A 22092-nucleotide genomic window follows, 5' to 3' on the forward strand; every position below is an offset into this window, starting at 1 on the left:
GAATAGTTTCTGGAATCGGTGAGAGACCTGTACTGAGCGATTGAGGAAGCAAAACTGTCAATTACTGTTTGCTTCAACAAAGCCGGTTGTTCTTAACTACAGCCCGTATTTATATATAAAGTTCATATAGTAGTGAGCCGTCTCATGGCACATGAGCCATGAGACAGAATCGAACCCCACACAGGGTGTGTCCATATCTGTTCCAATACCCGCCTCAGACGCAGATTTATTCAAAAGCAAGGCAACGAACGACATCTTGCTATTTTTAACGAACCACCGATTCAAACAGTTCTCACAGCGTGAGGTAGCTGACCAGATTGACCATTCCCAACAGACGGTTCGGAGAGCGGTCAATACCCTCATAGAGAACGGATTAGTGGTTGAATCGCCCGAGGGTAATCAACGGCTCGTTCAGATTAACCGCGACCGACTCACTGTTCCAGACGATCCTCTCCTCCGAATACCGCAACTAGAGTTCCACAAACCCGTGAAGGCCGCCGTCGACGAGCTCTCTGGCCGTCTCAACGGCGTCATCGGAATCGTCCTTTACGGAAGCGTGGCGCGTGGCGAAGCCGATCGTCGCAGTGACATTGACCTCTGGGTGCTCACCACGAACGAACGAGCCCCAAACCAACGGGAGGCGAACGCTGTTGGCCGCGACCTCGAAGACGCCGAGTTCGACGGCAACAGGTATGCGTACGACATCGACGTTGAAGCGGTCCAAGCGATCCCCACGTATACCGAAGACATCCGGGAAATTGTCGTTTCAGGAATCCCGATCTACAGCACTAACAAGTTTGAGACGGTCGAAAAGTTCCTTCTCGAGGAGGGTGGTAGCGATGAGTAACAGGTCTGTATTGAGCGATCTTGATCCGGGCTTGTGAACTATTCTATGACGCCGCGAGCGAGATGGCTACTCATGATCCGCGGTCACGCTACTGTCTCGGAACAGTACTTTCGCCCCGCTTGCCCGAACTATAAGACACAGAGTCTCTAATTTTGAGCAGAGGGAGCACCGCTGAGTCGGTTTCAACAACCGGATCAGCTCCAAAACAGTGTCACACGCTCCCTCTCCCCCTCGAAGTAGCCCGTGAACTCGTGAGAATGACCACTGATGACCCAGAGACCGTCCGTGGCAGCTGTTCATTCTGCGGCGAGACAGTTACCGATCGACACGCAATCATCCACTATGAAACGACTGACGGAGAACCGGGCGTGTGGGCCGAATGTCCAGGCTGTGGCGAGATCGTTGACCCCACCGATGCTCAGTAAACAGTTCATCCAGCAGATCGTCAGACCTGAGCCGTCATCAACAGTTCACCACGAATGCCGCCACTGTGGATACAGCGTGGAGAAGGGCGTCGATGAATGCCCACAGTGTGGTTCTCACGAGATTGCGGCCTACGATATCGAGTGATCGCTGAAGAGCTCACAGTTGGTAGAGTGGGTTCAATACCTTATGTATCATCCAAGCGCTAAAGTGGCTCCAATTGTTACATAAGGTATGAAGCAGCCATCACCACCGGCCTCGCTACCGAAGTATCTCGCGGAGGGGCTCCCGAAACAGGATACGGAAACACTCCAAGAGGTACAAAGCTACGTCGAGGCGCTTATCGAATACCGTGACCAGTCGGTCGACACCGACGAACTTCCCGAGACTGCCGAGCCCGTCGACGAGCCTGATAACGGCGGCAACGGAACCGTTGTCAAAGAGAAGGTCACCTGTGGTGATGACAGCTGTAAATGCGCCAGCGGGAACCCCGCGGATATGCACGGGCCGTATCTCTATCGCTACTATCGCGAGAATGGGACGATGAAATCGGAGTACGTCGGGAAACCCGGAAGTGAGTAGGAGTGGATCGAGACGGCCAAAATTCGACGACGCCGGCCCTACAGGCGGTCGGTGATAAATCGACGTTAGAGCGCCCGTGAGTCGTGTGCGACGATGCTAGCAAACGCGACGTTCTCTTGGACCTGCTCAATTTCGACTGTCGGCTCATCACCTGGTTGTCCGCCGGGGACGATCACGACGTAGCCGCGTTCAACCTTCGCGATGCCGTCGCCCTGATCACCAGTCGTTTCGATCGTCACGTCGCGGACCTCACCTTCGTCTACGGGAGGACCGTCCGACGTTGGAGCCGTATCTTGTGTAGTCGATTGCTGTTGCTCTTGGTGAGTCTTCTGGTCTGTCGAGGATTCCGACGCCAAGATCGCGACGCGGTACGTTTCGTTGGCAGCGAGCGTGTCATGTTCGATTTCACTCGCCGGAATATCGACGACATATGACCCATCACGTTCTTCGAGTTTGCTGTGTTGAATAGCGCCCTCCAAGCGATGATGAAGCGACACCAGATTTGAGACCACCCCCCCCAACCGCTCACAAGGTGGCTCAGATTTAGCCGAGCTACAAACTACCGCCATTCAGAGCAGTTGATGCATCACGTATAACAATCCGTCCGGTCCGTCTTTTATTCCGTTGCGGTAGACACAACGCGCCCCTTCCTGTCGGATTCGAGTATCTATTTGTTCCCCTGAAACAACCTCAAGACAATCGAATGAATGCTTCTGTATTTGAAAGGTTATGAATAATCCTTTGTTATAATTTAAGTAACTGGACAGAGAGACTGTATTGACGAAATTCTTATGCGAAACTATCCGCCTGACTGGAATACTCGCCGCCGCGAAGTCTACGAACGTGACAGCTATCGCTGTCAAAATTGTAAAGCTGGTGGCAATTCTCCAAGGGACATCGAATTACACGCTCACCACATTGTACCAGTCTCGAAGGGTGGCTCACACAATATCTCAAATCTGAAGACGCTTTGTAAGGACTGTCACAATGCTATTCATACAAATGCTATGGCCCCAACTGACAAATCCCGTCAAAGCGGCCTCTATCGTGGCGGGACAAGATCTGAACCTGAATTCGACCAGAAGCTTGTAGATTTCAAATGGGTAGTTTTCCTTCTCATTTTGTGGATAGGCTTAATTTTCTCCTTGTCATGGGTAATAGGGGATCCGCTTTTAGCGGTTTCACTTTCTTTGTTATTGTGTGCTATAGTGGGGCAATATATTATCCACACTTATGGATATTATCCAGATTGAGGCTGGCGGGCTCGCCCGCGTGCTTCCTCAACGCTTGTTTGACTAGGTGCCGACACTACTCAACGAAGTCGAGGAGATCGACTTCCATGGATAGAATCGATTTCCTCGGCTTCGCTCTTCTACTCAGTAATATCTGCCGATTAGATCGCTATTCAACACGGCATTCGAGTTGAGCACTGAATACAGAGCGAAGCGAATCAGGAATCTCGATCATCAAGTATCACGAGGATAAGCTACCCAAAGTACCTAAATCTCGCGTTTTACGGTCCTCTGAGATGGTAATCTAGTGTGTGTTGAAGAGAACGCGCGTATCTCGAACAGAAGCTCCTCTGAAAACTAGCAGGTCGGCTCGGTCAATACAGAGGACTCGCATATCGGATAACGCACTAACTAATCCACATTATGTCAGAAGATTATGAGAAGCACACAGAGTGTAATAAATACAAGAGTGTTTTATAAAGTTGTAGTAATATTTGTATACATAACAAGAATTTTTTGGAATTGACTACTCATTTGTGTTGGGGTAGGAGTACGTGTGCCTCTGACGACCACAACGTTCTCTACCCTTTGTGCAGTGAGTGATCCTGTCTGATTGATTCTGAGGATAATTCGGTACAAGGCTCGCGCTGTGTCTCGCACGCTGTTGGAACATACATTCGAACTGGCAGAATTTATGCTGGTCAATACGCAGGCTCAATCTACTGGCTAGTTCATCGAAAATAAGACGAAATAAACGGGGTAAACGTTGGTGAGCGATTTAGGAGGAACGGCATATGGCGCAACAATCTCGTGAGGTATATGATAGCGAGGACAAGGTGCCGAGCCTCGACAAATCATCGGTGACAGGCGCTAAAACTCCTCCAGAGTTCAGCTGATAGGCTTCCCAGTGGTCGCTTCTTGAAGACTCAGCTGACGCGGACGTCTCCCCATTATCTCAGTCTCGCGTTCAACCAGAGCGCCACCAGCGACAGTAGCGTCCTCTCGATAGCACGCTCTCGCAGTCACTGCCCACAGCGCTGGCAGCACCTCATCGAGTAACGGCCACGGCTCTGTGAGTTCCAGCAAGACGTCGCCAGCGAAGCCGACTTCCTCTGATGAGACTGGTCCATCCGGTCCGTGATGATCCCGAGCTGTCCGTAACGCTCCAGCCGCAGCGTGGACGTCATTGCTAACAGTCGGATCGCTCACCCATTGTGGGTAGATATCCCGGTACCGTTCAGGCAGTTTTCCGTCGCCGCGGTCCGTCTCTTCAAACGACAGCTGGAGTCGATAGCCAGCATTTGCCGTCGCGACGATCCCAGCATCGACGAGGTCGGGAAGGTGGTCACGAAGAGAGCGAGCCGACACACCAGCTCTCTCCGCGAGTGCTGACTGCGTCACGAATTCATCGGCGTCAGCAAGCGCCACGAGCGCCTTTCGTGGCGTCGACGACGCATCCCGGAGGACCTGTTCTGGTGACAGGGCTGCGATGATGCGCCGGAGTTCGACAGACCGGATGTGTCGCGTCTCGGTTTCCGGCTCCAAGCCTCGGGCGACGCCGTTCGCGATAGCCAGTGGCGACCGGCACAACCCGTGAAGCACCGATACTGCCTCTGGAGTCGCGAGGAGATTCTTCGCCTTGAGCGCTTCCTCAAGCAAATTCCGGTACTGCGCCCGACTCGTGGACGTTTGGACAGGGACGCGGACCCCGATCTCGGGGGCGTCATCCCGGATATCTTTCGGCGAAACGTTAGATCGAAGCTTCTCAGCAAACACTTCCTGGCGATTGCCGTAATCGGCAAACAGACACCACGAGCCGATGAGTTCACCGAACGGTTCTGCGGCGTCGACATCGACGTCCATCGACCAACGGAGGACCTCGTCACGGTCCTCGAACAGTTGCCGGAACACCGATGCCATCCCGTATTTCGACGCGATCGCCGAGTTGATCCCAACGAACTTCGCGATAGCTGAGAGCTTCTCATCGGCAAAATCGCTCTTAAACCGGGGTATCCGACCGATACGGAGGATGTCGACGCCAGCGAAGTCCAGCAATCGGGTCATCACGCCGATCACGCCGAGAGACTCGGTGAGGATCTTCGTCCGGAAGGCTGTCCGAGAGTTATACTCGCGGTACTCGCCGTGAGTCATGTCCCGCGTCATTTCGCAGATCTCCTCAAGGACATCTTGTATCCGGTCGCCAAACTCATCGATATCGTCGACAAGTTCGTCTTCCTCAGCAATCCAGCCGAGGCACGCACTATTTTGGAGAACGCCAGGTGCCTCCTGGAGGAGCCGCCGGAAGTCGCCATTCTCGTCGAGCCGCTCGTCAGTTAGCAGATTGTTCCAGACAAATATATCACCCAACGAGCGAGCAGTACAGACCGCCCACTGCATCGGATTGTCGACCTCGGCGGCCACAGCGAGGCGATTCTCGTCCCAGTCCATGTAGCGGCGGGGAGCCGCTCGATCGTCCCACTCGGAGACCGCCGCATCGACGGTTGCGACGCCATTCTCGGGGGTCGCCGCGACGGCGGCCTGGTACGTAGAACGGGGAAGCGGCTGGATGGTGTGGAGTGCTGGGAGGCGGTCGCGGCTCCAGCCGGTCCCCCTCTCACGTGTGTGCGCGGGTCTAGACTCCAGATTGTCGGCGGATTTTCCGGTCCGACTCACAACATTCTGAAGGGGTTTCTGTCGCGTCCCAGATCGGCCGATTTCTTCGAGGAAGCGCACGCCAGCCGGGCGAATTGCGACTTTGCTCCCGTCGCTGGTCGCGATGCGATCGGTCACGAGTTCGTGTTCGCGAAGCTGCCGCAGGTGGTACGCGACGTTGTTCCGGGACTGGTCGGGGTCGTCGTACGGAGCAGCCTCATAGAGCGCCTCGTAGCTAGCTGTCTGGCCGGCTTCCGCCCCAATACGGGCGAGGGTTGCGACAACCTCACCGTCCGTCTCAAGCGCCTCACAGGCAGCCGCAACGTGGTCGTCGACAGTTCCGTGAGCGCGCTGGCCTGTATCGCATTGTGAACTCACATCGAACGCTGCCACGTCCGGGACGTTCCCATCCAGTTCGTCGACGTCGATTTCCGGATCATAACTCCAAGCGAAGCGCCGCATCCAGATGGACGACTCGAACACAACGCGAACATCCACACCGTGCCCGAGCCAGCTGAGCAGCTGGACGATCTGCCGGCGCTGGTCAGCATGGTCGATCTCTCGGAACGATTCGTTGATACGCACGGTGAGTGTCGGCGTATGGTCTGCGGCTGCGAGCAACGGCTTCACAACCCGGCGAACATCCGCAAGCTCACCAGGGAACCCGATGCCAAGCGGGCCGAACTCTGCGCTCCCAAAGCTCTCGAGCAGTTCGAGCGCCTGTTGGTGTTGTTCGGACTCGACGTCTTTACACAGGCTCAACAGCGTGGACGCAACGATCGACCCGTTCAGGCTCTCTGCGTCTGGAAGCGCCTCTCGGTCGACTGCCCCCAGCTGATCGTCGATAATCGATTCAAGCCTCTGCCAGGCGACCCCATCAGCGACACCACCGACGAGTTCGCGCACGGCGAGCGCAATATCGGCTTCGAGGACCCCAACAAGACGCTGCCAGAGTTCACCCGGCCGACTTTCCTTATCGAGGCGGACTGTCCCAGACGACACAGCTGGGTACTGCTGAACCATCCAGAGGCCCGCGTCCTCATCACAGCGGAGATCTCCAAGCTGACGAGAGCTGTGATCGGGTTTGTCGGGTGCCTCTCCTTGTTCTGTGTCGAGGTGCTGGTCGTCTGAGAAGGCCCCTGTAAGCACTTGGACGCCGAGCGGTTGGCCGACGAGGCCGCGGTCCCACTCGTCTTCAAGATCGGCGTAGCGGTCAACCTCGTCGAACTCAGCGCTGGCGTTGCGAGTGGTCGCGAGAAGCGCCGACCGTTGCTCAACAGCGTTCTCCCACGTGTCCGCTCTCGCTCGACGTCGCAACTGATCGTCTGAGTGCTGACTCCCACACCGGGGGCACTCACGAGCGGTAGCAGCTCCACTACTGACGGCGTCCTCGATGACCCAGTGTTGGCTACAGTTGGAACAGCCAACGACAGCGAAGCGACTCACGCCGCTGGCACACCTCCATGAGCCGGGTGGTCCTGCATAGTGCGCTCTCCGCGCACGTGCTCGACGCTACGGCCGAGATCGGGTAATCGGCCGTCTCAGAGACAGCAGGTCAGATTATCGGCGAAAGCCGGAGATGACTCTCACCACCGCAACCATTAAGACCACTTCGGAAGAAATGAGGAGTAGGAGAATTCCTCGGACAGGTGCCATCCTGTCCCTTCCCAAGCGGCCCCTGCTGCCAACAGGGGAACTTCCCCCCTTTCTAAACATCGCCTAGCCGTGCATACTGCGATGTTGCGCCGGCCTCCGTCTTAATACTCACGCCGAGCGTCAGACATACATACAATTACTGTTACTTCGTCTCGGTATCCGTATTCGGGTGATTTACACGCCTCTAAAGCAGGTAACTGGCAATTAGGGTGAGTTCCGCGTCGGAGCCCTCCTACGAATTCATCCGATCAGAGTCCACGCACTCGGGTACCGCTGTGAGCTCTGTAAGCAGCCTCAAGCATTTAGCGTCCAACGGTCTCAGTACGAATATGTCGTTTCGGGTCAGCTGGCACGATCTCCTTGAGCGGTTAGATGAACTCCCGGAAGGAGCCACGTTCCGAACACCACTCTCGAACGATCGGTTTCAGGTCACTGGCGTCCAGGAACACCGTGTCATCATCAGATTTGCTGACAGCGGTGAGTCGAGACCTCTCCAGCAAGACCAGTTCGAGACACTGTATCGGCAGGTTACTGACTCTAAGGACGGCTTTGAACTTGACCGACTCCCATCCGATGCCGACCCATACCCGGCAGTATTGAGTCTCCATCCACGATTCGAGGTGAACGACGACCAGGGTGTGATCATCGAAACGGAGGAGCCAACGACCTCCCTGTTACTCGGTGAAAGCGCCTCTCCTGACTCAGCTCCCGACGAGCGAACAGAGCCTGATCTTGATGTCTACGCGGATGCGCTCTTGCTCGTCGACGCGCTGGAACGTCACGAGGTTACAGCACTTGAAGAAGTTGCTCTGTTGAAGAGCGATCTATTTAGCCGATATCACGGGTTTAGAAGGATGAATCCGAGGAATTCGATTCTTGCCTATGGAAGTCGACCTCCTCGACTTTGTCGAGTAGTGCCGTCACCTAGCTAAACAAGCGTTGGGGAAGCACGCGGGCGAGCCCGCCAGCGGCGGGTTCGCCCGCTGGGTCCACGTTGTTCTGCACTGCTTTCGGCTCGAAGAAGGTCACAGCTACCGTGAAACGCCGAATCGGCTGAAGTACATGGGCGAAGTTCGGCCGGGCTGAGACGAGCAATAAACCAGCACTGAGTCGAGGAATCCGCGATCGTTGACAGTATTCAGCTTTGAGTCGTTACCTGGACATCTGTGAATGCGAGTTGAGTCACGGCCCCACAACGACAGCAGTATGATCTGGCTACCGTGGGACCTACGCGGTGCTCGAGAGTGCGATTGCCAGCGAAAAAATAGCCGAATCGCGGGTGGTAGTTACTGTTTTCTGCGCGCTGCGAGTGCGAGTGCGACGAGCGCGAGGACGGCCACGAGTGGGCCGAAGCCGGGGATACCGTCTTCAGTGGCACCATCGGCCTGTTCTTCAGCATCGGTCATTGGCTCATCGTCTGCAGCCTCGTCTGTCTCGTTCGCTGGTTCGCCGGTTGGTTCGTCCGTATCGGAGGCAGCTGGTTGATCAGCAGTATCGTCGGCTTGAGTCGTGACCACAAATGCACCGAGGTCTGAGGCTTCTGCAGAGAGCGTCACGTCGGTCTCGGTGTCAACAACGCTCGTCTCAAGTTGCTGGTAGCCATCTCCGGTAACCGCGAGCACGACGAGGTCTTCGGGCGCAGCCGATGCAGCATTGACCTCATCACTCGGCACATCAAGCTCGATGGCCGCGGCTTGGTCATCAGACTCGGCTGAGGTGCCGACCTCGAAGCCGGTCAAGAACGGTCGCTCTCCAAGCGATGGGGCTCCAGCTGGCGGCGACGCCAGTTGGTCTACAGACACCACACCGGTGAGGTCCTCGTTCTCGAACGTGATCGACTGGACAGCAGTCTGGCTGAGGGTGACCGTTATTCCCGGCGTATCAGCGTCGGCGTCGGTGATGGATTTTGACGTGGAGGTCGTTCCGATGAGGGGACTACCTCCGCCGCTACTGCTGCTACTACTACTGGTGTCCGCCGGCTCAGGCGGGTTCAGCGTGACCGTTTCGGTCCGAACATTACCACGGTTGTCAGCGACGTCAAGTGTCACTTCTATCGTCTCGTCTGGAGCAGTCCCATTGATCTCGATGCGTGCGTTATCAGTGTCTATCTGACGAGTTAGACGCGTACCGTCGACGGTGGCATTGATCTCGGTTGCCGGGACATCTATCGTCGACACTGACGGGTTCGCCGGCTCGTACTGAAAGGTCACAATTTTGGTAACCGTTCCACCGGTTTCAGCGGTTTCTTCAACAGCAGTGTCGGTAATACTGGGTGGGTTCGTGACGGTCCCAGCGCTGGTAAACTGAGAGAATCCGGGGAACGTGGCCCGAAGTTCATCAATCTCTCCATCACCGTCTGTGTCGACCGCTGTCGTCGACTCAATTGGCTGGTATCCAGTGTCACCGTCGGGTGAGCGGTAAATGACGAGGTCGTTTGGATCGAAGCCAGCATTGGGGTCGACAACGAGGTCGCTGTCAATGGGCAGCCGAATGGAGGCGTTGATGATGTTTTCAGGATCGACATCTACACCCGCGTCGATGAAGGCTGCTGGGACTTGGTTCTCTTCGACCTCCGTACCAGCAGGCGGGGCCTTTGTCTGTGTGATCTCGGCGACGATCGGTTCGTCGTCAACAGTAGTGTTGACGATGATGAGCCCCTCAGTGTTCGATGGATCAATCCTCGCAGTCCCGTTCTCGTCGGTTTGTGTGTTGAGGACGCTTGATTCTACGTTGTCACTCGCCGAGTTGCCTGCGGGGTCTTCTGCTGTGACGGTGATATCGTAAGTCGTCTCATCACCGGTCCCCTCGCTCGCGTCAAAGCCAAGATTAAACTCGGTTGCACTGTCGGCGGGTAACGCCTCTGGAGCAGGTGACCGGTCACTACCGTCCACGGTCACCTCCAAGCTTGTCACACTCACCGGTTCACTCGATTCGAGTTCCAGTGAGCCGTCTTCGGTGCCTAATCCCGTTGCACGCGCCTGTACCACTGGTGCCGTGGTATCGACGGCGACCGACCCGCCAGTGTCTTCAGCATCGTTGCCTGCGGTGTCTGTGGCAGTCACCACACCGGTGTAGTCACCGTCGGCTGGAAGGGCAGTGACGTCAACTGTCGCCTCAACAGTTCCGCTCTCACCGTCGATACTCGCGGTCTCTGGCGTGGTCTGGAAGGACGTGAAGTCGGCTTCGAGACCAAGTTGCACATCCTCGAGAGGACTGTTGACCTGCGAGACGTCAGCTCGAACGGTGACCTCCTCGTTCGCGACGTCAGAACCGACCGCGACGTTCTCCACGACCGGCGGGCTATTATCGACCGTCACGGTCCGTGTCCGGCTCACCGTGCCGTCGAAGTCGTTGCTCGCCGTGACGACCACGGTGTACTCGCCGTCAGCGACTGGTGTGCCGCCCTGGTCGGTCGTGTCCCACTGGACCGTTTCAGTGTCGACGAACGCGCCGGTGATGTCTTGTTCGAACAATATCTCACCATCGGGGCCGCCATCACGAACTCGGAGCGTTCCGGAGTTGGCGTTCTCCGAGTCGAGTGCAACGTCGATCTCAGCTGGTCGCTGGGTACTCCCGACCTCACGGGTGATCGTAGTGTCGATCGACGGGAGACCAGAGTCGATCGTAAAGGTGGTCGTATCGGTGACCGTCTGGCCGTCCTCTCCCTCATCGATGGTTGCGGTGATCTGATACTCGCCATCAACGAGCTCGGTGTCGAGGCTTCCAGCCGGTTGGAGTTCGCCAGCCGCTGTGTCGGTCGCCGCAAGATCCTCAACGGGTACCGTGCCGATCGTCCCTTCGAGATTCGTGTTGGTCTCGTTATCGGCCTCGAGCAGCTCGAGTTCGTACTCGAACGTTTGAACCTGGAAGGTCTCTTGGGCCTGGTATGCGACCGAGACGGCTTCCGGAGCTCCGTACGCCGGGTCGGTTGACAGTGTAAGGGCAGGGTTAGCTGGTCGGACAGTGACCTCGGTACTTGCGGTGGCATCGATAGCCTGCGCCTCGTTCACCGGGTTTCGAGCCGCGATGCGTGAGTCACGAACAACGAGTTCGAAGCTTCGGGGCGTCTCTTCGTCGACGGTCGCGGTCTCTACCGTGAAGGTGTTCAATCCGCTTGCGCCGGCGTCGATAGAGCGACCCTCAACGGTATCAATGGTAGTGGACGACTCGCCAGTGGTGTTTATGACTTCCAGTTCTCTGAACGACTGGACCGTGTCGACGTTCGAGACCGTCGATTGGAGGGTGATGTCTTGGCCTTCGACGACGGTCTGTTGGGTCGGTTCGAACGCCTCAATCGAGAAGTCGGCAGGGATCTCGGCGACGAAGGTGAGATCGTCTATGTCGACACTCGTGGTGTCACCGGTCGCGTCCACTTCCGCGCCGAGCAGCACGCTCGCGTTTGCCGTCCCTTCTGTCGCGGGGATCACGACTGCGTTATCTTCGCCTTCGACCGGCACACGTAGCGGCTCCTCTGGGTTCTCTGCTTGGAGGAAGCTCACTTCCTCGTCAGCACTCGTGGCGACGATCTGGACGTTCTCGTTGCCTCCGTCTGTGACGTACACGCGTGCTTGCGTGGCGTTCGCGTCGTCAAAGGCCACTCGGACGAGGTCATCGACCTGTGTCGTCGCGTCCGGACTGAGGTTACCGATCGACACAGAGACGTCTTCACCGTCGCCACCGCGGACGTAGGTCTGCCCCTCTGGGGTGTCCGCGGGCTCGAGAATCACGCCGTCGTCAAGCGTGACGGTCGGATCATCGGCGACGATGTCATCGACTGCACCGGTCCCGAAGACTGACCCGACGACGAGGACGGCGGCGGCGAGTGCGAGGAGGAGTCGTCTCATTGTGGCCCCCAGCGACGTGGTGTCTTGTCAGCAGGATTGCGCCGGCCCACTGTGTGGTGAGCAGCTAAACGTAAGATGTGCGGTGGCTGCGCTGTGGCGGTGTCTCGTGTCATACTAATTATACTGGTTCATCTGTGACAGCAGAGCGCACGGCTTTGACCGCAAACGTGAGATTGAGTGTTTCACCGACTCCCCCTTCGGTCGTATCGATTACAAGCCCGCATTCGACTTCTGCCTCGCCGTCGCTGGTGCTCTCGGCGTTTGTAGACGGAATATCTACTAGGGAGATAGACTCTCCGCCATCGATACCAGTGGTTGTATCGGTCGTTTGGATTGTATCATTTGCTGGGTCAACTGCGGCAGCCAACGTGACGACGGCCTCTGAGCTCCCGTCGAGTCCGAGTTGAAGTGTGAGGTCAATAGGCTCTCCAGTCTCGTTTGCATTCCGGACAGCGAAGGTACCTTGTTCAAGCGTGGTTGCGTCGGCTGTCGTGGCAAACTCACCGAACGTGGTTACCGCACCCGGCTGGGCTCCACTCGCATCGATTGTGAACGTCCCGTCGTCCTCGTTCGTGGTGATTGCGGTAGACTCGCGGCCGATATCTTCGATCACTAACTGGGATTCGGTATCGCTTCCGGCGACGGTCACATTGAATGTCCGATCTGCTTCGACTTGGGTGAACGCGCCCGAGCCAAAGACTGTCGCGCCGCCCATTGCCACTGCACCGATGCCGCTGAGTATCGTCCGCTTGTTTAGGTCCATCGTGTGTCCTCCATCTGTAGCCGACCTGAGCCCTCTCGAGTTTTGACCGGTGTACTGTGTCTACTGCACACCCTCATCTGATGGTGAAATGTGGGTCGCTGACGTGCCCACGCGTTCTGCTGCCACGGGAGAAGAGACAGTTCTGGTGGCACTTGCGCCGAGACTGTGTTGCCGCTGTGGTCACGTGTGGGAGTGTAAGCCATCAGGCTGTGTCGTGGTCGTAGCATGTGAGTAGGGTTGGTTTTCAGTTCGGCGTCTGGGTCATGTATGTGGACAGACGGTTATGTTAATGAGTGGCCTGAGGTGACCGCTTCGGTTGCCACGCCAATTCAGGCAGTGAGTGAGTATCACCAAACCGGATCAGTGCGTACCTGAAATCGCGAATTATGGCCTTGCGCGTGCGGTTTGTATCAAGAGAGAAGATTGCTCGCCGATTGGGATTCTCGACAGCTACTGAGTATCTACTTGTTCGGCCACTCAGTGGTTAAGAAGACAGCGCTTACACGCGGGCCAGGAGGTGTATTGTGACCATATGAGGACATCTCAGGGGCCCCATGAGCGTCATACGGGTGTGCGTGACATCGCTCATCACTCTATGGCCTGAGGTTCAGGGCAACGGTGAGGATGTTGTGCTAACTCATGAATAAGTGGTGGGCAGTCATGACTGTCTTGTACGGTGACACACCGTATGAATCGACGAAACGTTTTGATCGGACTGACGGCAGCGGCAACGGGATCGAGTGTTGTATTCGGCTCGGGCGCGTTCACACAGGTGCAGGCGGATCGAAGCCTTACTATTGGCGTGAGCGAAGACGACAGCGCGTTACTCGCGTTGGACGCCGGCGATAACGTTGCTTCGGTGTACAATGATGACTCCGAGGATAATAATGTCAATGGCACTGGGGAGCTCGTCATTGACACGACGGAACTGAGTACAGATGGAGAAGGGTTCAATGTCGGGGCAACGGTTCAAATTGGCCGGATAGAAGACGGCTCGGGAAACCCTGCTGATTCTGTAGATCCTACCTCAATTGGTGACAACGTAGTGACGGATACAGATAGTGATGCTGCTTTCAAATTAACAAATAATTTCGAGACTGTTCCTGGAGGGACTAGTGATGATCAGGTTCGGGTCACGATAGATACAGATAAGATAAGCGCAGCTGGTGAGGAGGGTGACGGAACACTCGACGCTTCTCTCTACTTTATTGGAACGCAGTACGATGGCGAGTCGGCTACAGAGACACAGGTAATTGAAAGGTCAGACGGAACGCATCAAAGTACACATTATACCATGAGTCACGAGGACGAGATCTACTTTGCGTTGTATATTGACACTGATGAAGCAACGAATCCGGATGACTTCACGGGTAATGTAACGATTAGCGCAGAGCCAGAGCCAGAATCATGAACCGACGACGTCTCCTCCTCGGAATGGGAACCACTGCGGCTGGTGCTGGGGCTGTCTTCGGGTCGGGTGCGTTCACCCAAGTACAAGCGGAACGGAGCGTCACGATCGGTATTGACGAGGACAGCGCCGCACTGCTTCAGCTCACACCCGGCAGCGGGGTTGGATCGGTTGATACAGACGGAAGTGGCCAGCTTGTTATCGACACTGAACGCCTTACAAACGGTGGCAATCAAGGATTTAGTGTCGGATCGACCGTATTACTTGGCGAGACAGCCGGAGATGGGATACCGTCAGATCTGAGCAGTGCGTCTGTGGTCGGAAACGACGCGAAAGTCGCGTTCAAACTCACGAACAACTTTGAGACCGTCCCCGGTGACGACGATGGCAACGATGGAATCGATATCGCCATCAATTTGGAAGATATTGCTGTAGACTCAACTAACGAACCACAAAGCAGCCTCACGTTTATTGGGACGGTCGATCCTGGGAGTGATAATTCTACCACCGAGGTCGTTTCTGGTGGCAGTCAAGCCATATTTAATGATGTCGCGCACGATAGCGAAATTTACTTTGCGATTCTCTTGGAGACAGCCAGCACAACTGAGCCGGAAGATATCAAGGGGACTGTCCGGTTCCGCGCTGGGCCGAACCTCACCAATGAGTTCCCGACCGATGCGACGGTGAGTGACAGTGGAATCGTGAACGTCACGCAGGACACGACCCATACGTCGATTCAATCTGCGGTGGATGGGGCCAACACAGGGGATCTAATACAGGTCGGGACCGATCAAATTGGCTCAGTGACAATCGGTGTCGAGGGCCTGACACTCGAAGCCGGTGATGGCTCAAGTCCGACGATTACGCAGGACAGCGGTACGGTCATCGACGTTAACGCCGATGACGTGACCGTTGACGGCCTCACCGTTGAAGCCGGCGACGGCACGACCGCCGTGGATATTGGTGGTGTCAGCGACAGTGCGGCAGTCGCGCTAACGGCCAACACGTTTGACCTGACCGCTGGTACTGGTACCGACAATCCGGCCGTTGGCATCCAAGCTGGAAGCGGGGCTGGTGTCACCGAGACGATTGAAGACAACACCTTCCAGGCTAACGCTGACAACTTCCTTGGAAACCAGTACGCTCCGACCTTCGTGGACGACGACGGGCGGGTTGACCTCGGGGCTATCCAGTCAGAAAACACGTTTGAGCCGGGAGTTAAGCAGACTGATAATCTATTAAAAGCGGCCGTACCCGTGACCACCGACGGAGAGTTTACGCAGGCGCTTACCGATGACTTGGACGCGGGTAATCCAGTGGCTGGTGGGTATCTCGCCCTATCAGATAGTTACACTGACGGACTGGATAGCCAGAGCATTGCCAGTCAGCAAACCTCGGGGAGCGGCTTACCGCCTGGGTACGTCCGCGTGGACATCGAGCCGGATGATATCAACACGGACAACTCCTATACTCCGGTGAATCGGGGTGATAATGCCATCTCTGGTGCCTACGTGCTTGAAACTGGCCAAGTGCTGTACGTTAACGTCATTCTCAGTGGTGGGGAAGCATACTTCTTCGTCCCTGACGCCTATTCGGGACAAGAGCTGACCCTCGCTGTGGGTAACTTCAACCAGAGTAGTGATGCCAGCACCTGGGCTGACTTGTCCAGTAACGACATCATTATCCAGAATTTCGAGGTTGTGTGAGTTAGGATAGGTACGTCATCTACTCTCGCTTCGCACCTCTCGCTAACTACCCGCCCTCTTCCATTCTTTCACCCACCAACAAGCGACAGCGCTATTTGAGCACGGTGAGCCCAGCCTCATCATAGATTTCGTTGAGCCTGTCCGGCGAGTAATCGAGATAGTGTTTCTCCAGTACTGACGACAGCGTCCGGCCGCAGAAGGTATGGATGTACTTTGCGTCCACCCCGCACCGACTCACCGCGGTCGCAAACCACCGCCGAGGCCGCTGAACCGTGACCTTTAGACTGAACCCCTCGGACACGTGCCGGAACTTGCGATTCAGGGGTTGCTTTGTTGTCTGGAAGACGCGGTCGTCACCGGGGTCACACTCTTCTCTGAACTGCTCGAACGCTTCCGCGGCCTCATGATTATAGAAGGTGGGCCAAATTTCCTTCGTCGAAGACTCTTTGTCAGGAACGACCATCCGCTTGTCCTCGTCGATGTCGTCTATTGCTAATTGGCAGAGTCCGCTTAGCCGCAACCCCGACGTCGCCGCGAAGAGGAACGCCGTCTTGTACATCGGATTCGCCAACGCGCTGTAAAACAACTGGAAGTCGTCGTTTAACGGCACCTCCGTGGGCTTCGCACGCTTGCTTGGCGTCTCGAACGCATCGATGATATCCCGACTGAGGAAATCCCTGAAGAACACCCCAAAATACCGATGATGTTTATGCGCATGGAGCCCGGTCTATATGTCTGTTCGTCGTGCAAGACGGCGATGAACGCATACCTGAACGGTGCGGTAAATATTCGCAGAAGTATAATGCAGAGTCCGCCGACGGGTCAGATAAGTACCGGTTGGTTAGCACAGACTGGAGTCTTCCCGCTTGACTACGAGAGTAAGACATTCAATAGGAGAAAATAGGTGCCTGTAAACGCTAATATCCCAACACTCGGGATTACTCCAGCTCCAGCCGGAGGAGGATGTCAAGAAGAATTGTCAATGTGGAAACCGCGGCTTAGCTCAATGGACAGCTCTGGGAGTGTGTCGGACGAGACATCAAGTGTGATGTCAGCTGTGCCGCTACTCTGCGTCGAGATTGTTATATTTTCAGTAGCATTGGGAGAGAGTGAACTGATTGTAAATAATGGGTCAGTCGCATCGCTGAATGAAGGATAATACTCCACCGATCCTCCCCCGCTGTTGCTGATGTCTATCTCTATGTCGGTCAGCTCAATATCCGACTGATTTTCAAAATACACTGTCACCGACTCCTTGTTAAGCGTCTGCCCGTCAATGGCCTCATTCTCAACATATACTTTCAAAAGCGAGTTGAGATCGTTGGTGACAGCAATATTGAGATTTCTATCTCGAGTGAAGTTACTAAATCCAAGCGTTTCTGTTGCCGCTAACACTCCACCAGCTCCCATCAATCCCAATGCCCCACGCCGTGTGTAGCTACGGAGATCACTGTCGTCACTCATTTCCGATCACCCCGGGACCGAGACCCAGCCGATGCCGTCGCGTCTGATAGTAGTGAACCGCGGCCGATATCGCAAACAACGCCACGACGCCGAGCGCCCATCCGAGCCCCGGAACGACCGCCGGATACACGCCGAGCCACGCCGCCACAACAACTACGCCAGCCACACCGGAGAGTCCCAGATAATACTGCGCCCACGGGATCTCGTCGCCGGGCACGACCTCCAAGTAGAACTCTAACTCCTCTAAGCGCTCTGTCGGTGTGATCGTCTTTCGCTCACACTCGATCACACCTGCCTCCTCGAGCTTATCGATGTGCACCTGCTGCAGTGAGGTGTATACACGGCGGCGCTCCTCACCGGTGATGGCCGAGATGTCTTTGTCGCACTCTTCGGCCGCAACGTACTCCGCTAACTCTCCGAGTTCGATCGGGGTCTCGAGCTGCTGGCACGCCCGCACCGCATATCGTCGCCGCTGGTTACTGAGCAGACTGAACACGTCCTCTCGGTTAGTGTGGGGGGCATACATATCAGGGATCCTGGATTGGTGTGTGAAATATCAATACTGTCTATCGATATTAACTTATCGGCTGACACAATTTTCAAAACTGATAATCTATCAACGCGAAATGGTGCCTGAACCGAGGTGGAAGTAACGAACCAAGCTATTGACGACCTAACCAAAGAGTGAAGTCCGCTCCCACTACTGTCGGTGGTATGAGGAGTTGCCGTCACGCGTGGCCACGTCCGCGGTGTCGCACCGTTGATCTCTCTACGCTCTGTGGACACTGCCACACGACTAGTCACTCGAACGGTAATAGAAGCGCGTCTCGTAGCTCGAAGCACTCGATATCAACGCTGAGAACATGACTGAAGACGACCGCCCAGACGGGGGCACCAGTGAAGACAGAGACTCGTCACCGGGGTCCGACTCGAACGACCGCGACGACGTGAGTCGGGGTGATCAGCACGCCTCCAGTGATGAGGAGGGGCAATCAGAGACAGACGAAGATTCGTTCACTACTCCAACACGTAACAAGGACAGTTTCGACTCGAAATTGAACAGATCTGAGCGTTTCGAGAGCGATTCTATCGTCACGCAGATAGTTGCTCGCGCCGGAATCACGCCTCGTGAGGCCCTCTCGATTGGCGATCGGTCGGTACTTCAGAAGTACCTCCCAGCCATCTTCGCTGTCTTCCTGCTAATCACTGCTGCCGGTGGGTTCCTCGTCTACGGGGCACAGACCGCTCCGGAGACGACGACCGAGACACAGACGACTGGCACCTGGAGCGCCAACGCGACGTTCACCCACGCGGCGGTCGTCACGAACGGCACGTTCACCTTCACCGAGGGTCAGCGACTCGAAGACCGATCGCTGTATTTCACCCGTGTGTCACCTGAGCTGACGGGCGAGTACCTCGTCACCCATCGTGGAGACGCCGAGACCGCAAGCGGGACCGTGGACCTCCGGTTGGTGCTCGAAGCCATCGACGAGAGCGGTGGCTCAGACCAGGGAGAGACCACTGAGCCGCCTGCCTACTGGCGTGAAACCCGTCCTATCGACAGCGTCTCGATTGACTCACTTGAGCCTGGTGAGACTCGGCGCGTCTCGTTCGACGCCGACGTCGCCGAACTGAACGAGCGCGTCACAGCTATTGAGGACGCATTGGGTGCGTCTCCGGGAACCACCCGCATCGCGGTCGTCGCCGAAACCACACTGGAGGCGAGTGTCGCAGACGATCGCTTCGTCGACACCCGCACCGACCGACTCGCACTAGAGCCGAGTCAAGGCACCTACTCCGTCTCGTCGTCGCTCACAGAGAGCCAGACGTACGAGGCGACCGAGACGATTGAGGTACCGGCCGGGCCAACCCCGCTCCAGCAGTACGGTGGTCCGGTCCTCATTATTGTTGGAGTCGTTGGAATGGTCGCCACCGGATCCGCCTGGCGTGAGGATACGCTTGCCCTGACGGATCCCGAGCGTGTCCGTCTTGAGTACTCACAGGCCCGGTCGGACCTCGACAAGTGGATATCGGTGGGAACGGTCCCACCTCGGGAGGGGCGCACCATCGTTGAGTTGAGCTCGCTGCGTGATCTGGCCAACGTCGCCATCGACAGCGACCGGCGGGTGATCGAGCGCCCCGATGCGACACCCCGGTTCGTGGTACTTGATGACGATGTGCGGTACATCTACGATCCACCTGCGGCCGCACGCGGTGAAGACACCGACGACTCACCGGCCGTCACCGGCGGCACAACACCCGACGACCGCACTCGCGATCCGAGCCGCAACGCGCCACCGGACGCGGAGTGAATCACCGTAGCCACTGTTTGACCCGCACGCGCAGCGGAAGCTCTCGTGAGGTGTCGCGAATACGGACGTCGCCGAAGCCGATCAACCCGCCAACGAAGCCGACGAAACCGCCGCCGATGAGCAGGTTGATCGCTCCGAGTGCAGCGAACGGGTGAATATCGTGCAGCGCGAGGATAATAGACTCCGGCAGGACGACGATATACCGATACTCTCTCACGACGATGTCGCGGTCGACCGATGGTTCGGGAGCGGGAACGGTTACGGTGGCTGTCGCACTCTCACCGCTCGGGATGCCCGGGGCTGTAGGCTCTACGATCACGTCCTCGTCGGCCGGCTCGAAGATCAACAACAGCGTGATCAGCCCGTTGTTTTGGGCGTCGAACGCTGCTTCTACTGGATCCCCTGGCGCGACGCTCTCAGCCTCGGCAACCTCGCTTCCGTCGACGGTTATCGTTGTCTCGCCACTCGGGAGGACCATTGCGGCGTTAGCCGGTACCAACACGATCACCAGCAGCACGGCCGCAACGACCCGACCATTGAGCCCTGCATCGTCTGTCGTGCGGCTCACGTCACGTTCGAGCTCCTCGTCGTCATCGGGCCGAAACGAGAGCACGAACAACACGAGCCCCAGTCCAAACACCCAGGTGCCCACTGACCCCGGTGCAGTAGTCCCGGTAAGTCCAACTGCGCTGCCGATAGCGGTAGCAGTGGTGAGGAGTCCACCCTGGATGGCCTCGATGGCCGTTCCGAGTCCAGGTATCGTGATCACCGTACCACCGACCTGGACGGCTGTGGCGACGATCCGATCTTGGGTAACCGGGGGCTCGCCACCGTCTTGATCGGTGAATGGGTTCGCGTCCCCACGAGTGATGTACCCTTGACCTGTCTCCTCGACAACCCGGTGTGTGGTGAGTCCGCCACCTTCGATTTCCTGTGCGCGGAACGTGATCACATCACCCTCGGCTGGTGGGCCGGTGACGATTGCAGGCATCGTCAGAAAGCCATCCCCCTCGTCGATCGTCGGCTCCATGCTCCCGGAGTCAACGTACGCCAACAAGACCGGCTGTCCGAGCACCTGGCCAAGTACGAGCGAGACGAGCACAACGACTAAGAGTGCAGTCCCGGCGCGTTCAGCTGTTGTTTGGAGCATACTCTTTGTCGGGTGTCTCTGCGTGATTATCGTATATGTTCACAATCGATCGGTTACTCAAGAAGGATCGACTCGCATGCCTCACAGGTGACGGTCGGACGGTCATGGCCGTCTACTGACTGAACCGTCACCTGGACCGAACCATCGCAGACCGGGCACACCTCAAGAAAAACACGTAGTCTGGCCGTGAGTTCGTCACGCTCTGCACCAGATAGGTCATCCCATCCAGGCACGTGCTCTCCAAGCGTGATGAACGCAGCCACGTCTGCGATGAGCGCACCATCAGAAGGCCAAGTGCCGATTGTCGTCGACTCGTTAGTTACTGTCACCGTTGATTCGTCTTCATCCTCATCAACGACTAGTACATCAGGGTCGGTGTCCAGAAGGAGACCCAAAAATTCGGTGCGGTCCCGACCCCGAAGATGCTCGATTCGTTGACGCCAGTTCGAGCGAAATGACTCGGTGAGAGTGAGATCCGACCCGGTATCATCGAGAGTCACAACTGATGATGCCACGAGTCGATCGACCAGCGCTGTGGCGTCATCTCGCATTCCCGTGTTCGTCGTGTCAGGTTCCATCGTCTACCGCCTTAGATATTTGTGTACTGACATATAGTGGTTCCGCTCACCAACCTCGATCGGGACAGTTGGCGGGGGCGTCAGTGACCCCCGACTGAAGTCGTGGCCGTCAATTTAACGCGGCGTTTGATATCTTTCCCGCGCTCAGGCGCGAGGCCTTCTCATTGATCTGGGATAGCAGCAGCTCAACTCAGCGGTGCCATGCCGTGGGATTTTCACGTTTTCAAGCGTGGGAGGATGTGAACTACCCTGTCCTACTGCGCTCGGGGCTACCCGCCCCTCGCTTGTTGAGGACAGGGCTTCCTGTTTCTGTGTCAGAGCTTGCATCCGACGTGGACACAGCGGCTCTAGACTCCGCAGGCGGCTTCCCTTTACGGGTGGTTCGGAGTGTCCCACTCCTACCGGGTGGGCACTCAGCCACAACTGACAGTGCGCGCTTCTCGTCGCGCTTGAACACCGTCAGCAGTGTGGTGAG

The 22092-nt window shown here is 56.6% G+C and carries 15 protein-coding genes and 3 pseudogenes; 8 read left to right on the forward strand and 10 right to left on the reverse strand.

What is annotated here, in order from left to right:
• Positions 1-151: 151 nt before the first annotated feature.
• Both EXE52_RS08650 and EXE52_RS08655 read left to right on the forward strand, forming a co-directional pair.
• Positions 152-847, forward strand: coding sequence for a nucleotidyltransferase domain-containing protein (locus EXE52_RS08650; protein ID WP_199239139.1), 696 nt, complete (start codon positions 152-154; stop codon positions 845-847).
• Between the two features lie 657 nt (positions 848-1504).
• A complete protein-coding gene (locus tag EXE52_RS08655) occupies positions 1505-1852 on the forward strand; it encodes a DUF6788 family protein (protein WP_137703647.1) in 348 nt (115 codons plus the stop codon).
• Between the two features lie 65 nt (positions 1853-1917).
• Here EXE52_RS08655 and EXE52_RS08660 read toward each other — a convergent pair whose 3' ends face one another.
• Positions 1918-2349 (reverse strand): TRAM domain-containing protein, encoded by a 432-nt coding sequence (locus EXE52_RS08660; RefSeq protein ID WP_137703648.1) that lies wholly within the window; start codon positions 2347-2349, stop codon positions 1918-1920.
• A 294-nt stretch (positions 2350-2643) separates the two neighbouring features.
• Here EXE52_RS08660 and EXE52_RS19155 point away from each other — a divergent pair, with 294 nt between their 5' ends.
• Positions 2644-3105, forward strand: a complete 462-nt coding sequence (locus EXE52_RS19155) for an HNH endonuclease (protein WP_137703649.1) — start codon at positions 2644-2646, stop codon at positions 3103-3105.
• Position 3106: 1 nt separating this feature from the next.
• On the opposite strand, the pseudogene EXE52_RS08670 reads toward EXE52_RS19155, so the two are convergent.
• Positions 3107-3193: pseudogene (locus EXE52_RS08670) on the reverse strand (IS5/IS1182 family transposase); the annotation flags it as partial.
• A 779-nt stretch (positions 3194-3972) separates the two neighbouring features.
• Positions 3973-7182 (reverse strand): DUF5817 domain-containing protein, encoded by a 3210-nt coding sequence (locus EXE52_RS08675; RefSeq protein WP_241988227.1) that lies wholly within the window; start codon positions 7180-7182, stop codon positions 3973-3975.
• Between the two features lie 539 nt (positions 7183-7721).
• On the opposite strand from EXE52_RS08675, the pseudogene EXE52_RS08685 reads away from it, so the two are divergent.
• Positions 7722-8198, forward strand: a pseudogene (locus EXE52_RS08685) (hypothetical protein); the annotation flags it as partial.
• Between the two features lie 133 nt (positions 8199-8331).
• A pseudogene (locus tag EXE52_RS08690) lies at positions 8332-8469 on the forward strand (IS5/IS1182 family transposase); the annotation flags it as partial.
• Positions 8470-8678: 209 nt separating this feature from the next.
• Here EXE52_RS08690 and EXE52_RS08695 read toward each other — a convergent pair.
• The gene (locus EXE52_RS08695) at positions 8679-12236 is read right to left on the reverse strand and encodes a PGF-CTERM sorting domain-containing protein (protein WP_137703706.1); all 3558 of its coding nucleotides are present in this window, start codon (positions 12234-12236) and stop codon (positions 8679-8681) included.
• 118 nt (positions 12237-12354) lie between these two features.
• On the reverse strand, positions 12355-12999 hold the full coding sequence (locus EXE52_RS08700; RefSeq protein WP_137703650.1) for a hypothetical protein: 645 nt from the start codon (positions 12997-12999) through the stop codon (positions 12355-12357).
• 802 nt (positions 13000-13801) lie between these two features.
• Here EXE52_RS08700 and EXE52_RS08705 point away from each other — a divergent pair.
• Together EXE52_RS08705 and EXE52_RS08710 are read left to right on the forward strand one after the other, a co-directional pair.
• On the forward strand, positions 13802-14410 hold the full coding sequence (locus tag EXE52_RS08705; RefSeq protein ID WP_137703651.1) for a hypothetical protein: 609 nt from the start codon (positions 13802-13804) through the stop codon (positions 14408-14410).
• 23 nt (positions 14411-14433) lie between these two features.
• Positions 14434-16113, forward strand: coding sequence for a hypothetical protein (locus EXE52_RS08710; protein ID WP_137703652.1), 1680 nt, complete (start codon positions 14434-14436; stop codon positions 16111-16113).
• A 91-nt stretch (positions 16114-16204) separates the two neighbouring features.
• Here EXE52_RS08710 and EXE52_RS08715 read toward each other — a convergent pair whose 3' ends face one another.
• From EXE52_RS08715 to EXE52_RS08730, 3 genes are all read right to left on the reverse strand, one after another.
• Positions 16205-16801, reverse strand: coding sequence for a site-specific integrase (locus tag EXE52_RS08715; protein WP_137703653.1), 597 nt, complete (start codon positions 16799-16801; stop codon positions 16205-16207).
• Positions 16802-17079: 278 nt separating this feature from the next.
• Positions 17080-17577, reverse strand: coding sequence for a hypothetical protein (locus tag EXE52_RS08725; protein WP_137703654.1), 498 nt, complete (start codon positions 17575-17577; stop codon positions 17080-17082).
• Entirely contained in the window at positions 17570-18103 is a 534-nt protein-coding gene (locus EXE52_RS08730) for a hypothetical protein (protein ID WP_137703655.1), read from the reverse strand. Before EXE52_RS08730 ends, EXE52_RS08725 begins: the two co-directional genes overlap by 8 nt.
• Positions 18104-18965: 862 nt before the next feature.
• Here EXE52_RS08730 and EXE52_RS08735 point away from each other — a divergent pair.
• Positions 18966-19889, forward strand: a complete 924-nt coding sequence (locus EXE52_RS08735) for a DUF5305 domain-containing protein (RefSeq protein WP_137703656.1) — start codon at positions 18966-18968, stop codon at positions 19887-19889.
• 1 nt (position 19890) lies between these two features.
• Here EXE52_RS08735 and EXE52_RS08740 read toward each other — a convergent pair whose 3' ends face one another.
• Together EXE52_RS08740 and EXE52_RS08745 are read right to left on the reverse strand one after the other, a co-directional pair.
• Positions 19891-21039 carry a signal peptidase I gene (locus tag EXE52_RS08740; RefSeq protein WP_137703657.1) on the reverse strand — a complete coding sequence of 383 codons (1149 nt, stop codon included), beginning with the start codon at positions 21037-21039 and terminating at the stop codon, positions 19891-19893.
• A 53-nt stretch (positions 21040-21092) separates the two neighbouring features.
• Positions 21093-21617 carry a hypothetical protein gene (locus tag EXE52_RS08745; protein ID WP_137703658.1) on the reverse strand — a complete coding sequence of 175 codons (525 nt, stop codon included), beginning with the start codon at positions 21615-21617 and terminating at the stop codon, positions 21093-21095.
• Positions 21618-22092 lie beyond the last annotated feature (475 nt).

This window comes from Halorubrum sp. CGM4_25_10-8A, assembly GCF_005435025.1.
Taxonomy (GTDB): Archaea; Halobacteriota; Halobacteria; order Halobacteriales; family Haloferacaceae; genus Halorubrum; species Halorubrum ezzemoulense.

Bases quoted from the DNA above. Each gene is read 5' to 3' on its own strand.
- EXE52_RS08730 (WP_137703655.1), bottom strand. From the start codon at position 18,103: ATGTATGCCCCCCACACTAACCGAGAGGACGTGTTCAGTCTGCTCAGT.
- EXE52_RS08745 (WP_137703658.1), bottom strand. From the start codon at position 21,617: ATGGAACCTGACACGACGAACACGGGAATGCGAGATGACGCCACAGCG.
- EXE52_RS08655 (WP_137703647.1), top strand. From the start codon at position 1,505: ATGAAGCAGCCATCACCACCGGCCTCGCTACCGAAGTATCTCGCGGAG.
- EXE52_RS19155 (WP_137703649.1), top strand. From the start codon at position 2,644: ATGCGAAACTATCCGCCTGACTGGAATACTCGCCGCCGCGAAGTCTAC.
- EXE52_RS08740 (WP_137703657.1), bottom strand. From the start codon at position 21,039: ATGCTCCAAACAACAGCTGAACGCGCCGGGACTGCACTCTTAGTCGTT.
- EXE52_RS08650 (WP_199239139.1), top strand. From the start codon at position 152: ATGAGCCATGAGACAGAATCGAACCCCACACAGGGTGTGTCCATATCT.
- EXE52_RS08710 (WP_137703652.1), top strand. From the start codon at position 14,434: ATGGGAACCACTGCGGCTGGTGCTGGGGCTGTCTTCGGGTCGGGTGCG.
- EXE52_RS08695 (WP_137703706.1), bottom strand. From the start codon at position 12,236: ATGAGACGACTCCTCCTCGCACTCGCCGCCGCCGTCCTCGTCGTCGGG.
- EXE52_RS08700 (WP_137703650.1), bottom strand. From the start codon at position 12,999: ATGGACCTAAACAAGCGGACGATACTCAGCGGCATCGGTGCAGTGGCA.
- EXE52_RS08725 (WP_137703654.1), bottom strand. From the start codon at position 17,577: ATGAGTGACGACAGTGATCTCCGTAGCTACACACGGCGTGGGGCATTG.